The sequence below is a fragment of the Burkholderia sp. SIMBA_051 genome (assembly GCF_046534915.1).
Taxonomy (GTDB): domain Bacteria; phylum Pseudomonadota; class Gammaproteobacteria; order Burkholderiales; family Burkholderiaceae; genus Burkholderia; species Burkholderia ambifaria.
On record NZ_JAWRXS010000497.1, the window covers coordinates 1 to 259 of the forward strand.

The following is a 259-nucleotide window of genomic DNA, read 5'->3' on the forward strand; positions in this document are numbered from 1 at the left end:
TCGATGGACCCTGCGTCGAGCGACGGCGCGCGCGCAACGACGAGCGCGAACGCGCATAGCTACGCCGACGCGGCGCTGCGCTGGCTGCCCAATGCATACACGGCCGCCAGTGCCGACGACCTGAGCATGCTGCCCGGCACCAGCGATACGCCATCTACCGGGATGACGGGCGAAGCGACGGGCAAGCTGCTCGTCGTCGACGACAACGCCGATCTGCGTGACTACATGCGGCGCATTCTGTCGGCGGCGGGTCATGAAG

General features: G+C 68.0%; 1 protein-coding gene. It reads left to right on the top strand.

Annotated elements, in window-relative coordinates; all coding sequences use genetic code 11:
* The coding region (locus SB771_RS35445) for a hypothetical protein (protein ID WP_410722096.1) at positions 1 to 259 on the top strand (259 nt) is incomplete at both ends.